Source organism: Fusibacter sp., from assembly GCF_057447755.1.
The window spans coordinates 1-2,426 of record NZ_JBVBZF010000437.1; the positions used below are offsets into that span (position 1 = coordinate 1).

The following is a 2,426-nucleotide window of genomic DNA, read 5'->3' on the forward strand; positions in this document are numbered from 1 at the left end:
TAAAGAAGCTTGCCATTATGAAGCTACTATTTCTAATGATGGTCTTGAAGTGGACATCGTATTATCAGGTGTTCGTGCAGCCTCTGCCACTGCACCAGTCTTTACAGATAAAAGCAACTTAAAGGCACTGGATATATACTATCCATCTGATGATTCTTCAATTGGTTTATCCATAAAACTAAAGAAAGCCAGCCAATTCAAGGTATTTTCACTTAAAGACCCAGGCCGTATTGTTATCGATATCATGCCTAACAACTAGAATAAATTCTTTCTCTAAATCATCTTAATCATTAAATGAAAATGAGTTATCTATTAAATCTATTGGATTTGATAGATAACTCATTTTTTATAGAACTCTTTTAAATTTAAGTTCTAAGACGAGTGATTCTCTAAGCCTCCTTGGCCTTGTAAGATTTCAATAAGTGTTTCCACCACTTCTGCATCAAACTGAGTGAATGAACAAGCTCGCAGTTCCTCTATGATCTTCTCTTGGTCCAAGGAACTATTACGGTAGACTCTTTCACTTGACATAGCATCATAAGCGTCTGCGACCGATAAAATTTTTGCTTCTAGACAAATTTCATCTCCTTTTAGTCCTTGTGGATAGCCACTTCCATCAATGCGTTCATGATGCTGCAATATGATTTGATTGGCTTTTCCAAAGAAATGAATGTCTTTGAGAATATCATATCCAACTTCTGGATGGGATTTTATCATATTAAATTCTTCATCCGTAAGTTGACAAGGTTTATTGAGAATATGCTTTGGAATTGCAATTTTACCAATATCATGCAAAATACAGGCAAATTCCAGTTGTTTCAAGGCCTCTTCATCCAACGACATCCTATTTGCGATTTGCTGTGAGATCTGGCCTACGCGATCACAGTGTCCACGTGTATATTGATCCGATGCTTCAATGGCATTGGCAAGAACTTTCACAGTATGAATATAGTTGCTATCTCGTTCTTCTATTAGACTTTCAATGGCGTCTAACATGTTATTCATACTGTTTGAAAGCAGTTTGAATTCATCATTGGAGTTTATTTGACTTCTAACTTGATATTGGCCATTTCCATATTGTTCTGTGGTGTTTATTAGCAATTCCAAATTCGAAAGAATGTTCTTGAACCCCCAAAAGGCAAAGATAATACTGATGATTGATGTGATCAATATAATCATAAATGCCTGATGTCGCATTTGATTTAGTTCTTTATTGAAATCCGTTTTTGTAATAGCAATAAGTTTCCAATTATTAATATTGAGCGGTACTGAAGATATGACATAATCAATATTATCAACACTTTTTAGTTCAGAGACATTATTTCTCTCAAGCCCATCAATGAACTCACGTTTGTAAAATGCAATATCTTTTGAATTATGCGCAATGATGTCATTCTTTTGATTTATCAAAAAAATAGAGGAACTCTTTGCAAAGCTTAAATTGTCAATGATTTCAGTAAACTTAATCAATTCGATATCAAGCCCAATGACACCTTTCAACTTCCCGTCTTGATAGACAGCTTTTGAGACGGTTTGCAATATTTTTCCAGAGTCACCAGCATCCACATAAGGATCAGTCCAATAGATACGCCCCGATTGGCTAACAGTACCTTGATACCACTCCCTAGTACGGGCATCATAATCAGAAGGCATGCTAACATCCACAGGTGCAATGTAAATGGAACCATCAGATTCCATTGCATAATAAATCCATGTAATATCATTAATAGAGTTTGTGAGCCCAAGCCACTGCTGATAAATTTCATAAAAGTCGTCAGGGATTGTGGCTACAATGCGCTCTGTACTAGGATTCTTGTCATATCGAGTGATAAAATTTGAATTCGCCCATGTTTCAACAATAAACTCCATGTCAAAAATAAGTTTGTCAAAATAGTAATCACTAATGTTTCGCAACTCTTCTTCATTGTTGCTAATAATAATGTCAGATGTAATTTCTTTCAAATTGTTGTAATTTAAAAACCCAAGAAACATATTTGAAATGACAATAATAAAAATTAGCAGTGCCGTTACTTTGTATTGAATACTCACCTTTTGCATTCGTTCACCTTATATTATATCTAAATTTCGCCTTGAATAATGCGGGGTTTTCCAAAGATCATTAACACTTGATATTTTTGGATGCTTTGAAGATTTCAATAAGCTTCTTCAATATTTTAACATCCCCCCCTTGTTTCCTCAATACTTTTCTAGAGGCTTTAACCACCCCTTAATCAGCATTCATAATGCAGGAGCAAAAGATAATTATATAGAGCTTATTTTGATGGAATTCTTACCGGATTCTAATCATGGCTTAATTGATTTTATATCTCTTAAGGGTAAAATACAATTAATAAGATATCTAAGGAGGTGCTCTAAATGTTATTTTCGTTAATTACGATGGCGCTTGTTGGTAAACTACTTCATGA

The 2,426-nt window shown here is 34.5% G+C and carries 2 protein-coding genes; one reads left to right on the forward strand and one right to left on the reverse strand.

The annotated features are described in order from the left end of the window. Positions 1–259, forward strand: a 259-nt coding sequence (locus tag AC220I_RS21360) for a hypothetical protein (protein WP_486725893.1), incomplete at its 5' end; no start/stop codon positions are given. A gap of 113 nt (positions 260–372) precedes the next feature. On the opposite strand, the gene AC220I_RS21365 is transcribed toward AC220I_RS21360, so the two are convergent. Then, the gene (locus AC220I_RS21365; protein ID WP_486725894.1) at positions 373–2,058 is read right to left on the reverse strand and encodes an HD domain-containing phosphohydrolase; all 1,686 of its coding nucleotides are present in this window, start codon (positions 2,056–2,058) and stop codon (positions 373–375) included. Between the last annotated feature and the right edge of the window lie 368 nt (positions 2,059–2,426).

Excerpts from the sequence above, each read along its gene's own strand:
- AC220I_RS21365 (WP_486725894.1), bottom strand. The coding sequence starts at position 2,058 with ATGCAAAAGGTGAGTATTCAATACAAAGTAACGGCACTGCTAATTTTT.